The 513-nt window shown below is 70.0% G+C and carries 1 protein-coding gene; it reads right to left on the bottom strand.

Annotated features, from left to right (window positions below; genetic code table 11):
* Positions 1 to 41: 41 nt before the first annotated feature.
* Positions 42 to 452: a VOC family protein gene (locus tag L0P92_RS44860; RefSeq protein WP_234768864.1), complete on the bottom strand. Its 411-nt coding sequence runs from the start codon at positions 450 to 452 to the stop codon at positions 42 to 44.
* Between the last annotated feature and the right edge of the window lie 61 nt (positions 453 to 513).

Here is a 513-nt window from a genome sequence, read left to right as displayed (position 1 = left end):
CGATGACGGTGTCGTACTTGTGGATCTTCATGGGGGTGGGCTCAGCCCCGGGCCTGGATGCGGATCAGGTTGCCCGCGGGGTCGCGGAAGGCGCAGTCGCGGATGCCGTACGGCTGGTCGGTGGGCTCCTGGACGACCTCGGCGCCGGTCGCCTGCACCTTCTCGAAGGTGGCGTCGACGTCCGCGGTGGCCAGGAGGATCCAGCCGTAGGTGCCCTTGGCCATCATCTCGGCGATGACGCGGCGCTCGTCGTCGGTGATGCCGGGGTCGGCGGCGGGGGGTGCGAGGAGGATGGAGGTGCCGGGCCGGCCGGCGGGGCCGACCGTGATCCAGCGCATTTTGCCCTGGCCGACGTCGGTGCGGATCTCGAAGCCGAGGGCGTCGCGGTAGAAGGCGAGGGAGGCCTCCGGGTCGTCGTGCGGGAGGAAGCTGGCGTGAATCGAGATGTCCATGTCCGTCACGCTAGCCGTGGGCATGGCCCCCCGCTTCTCGATTCCTGACGGACCCCTTTCC

Source organism: Streptomyces muensis, assembly GCF_021474425.1.
GTDB lineage: Bacteria > Actinomycetota > Actinomycetes > Streptomycetales > Streptomycetaceae > Streptomyces > Streptomyces muensis.
Note: the sequence above shows the minus strand (reverse complement) of the source record. Positions and strands in the feature narration are given on the sequence as shown.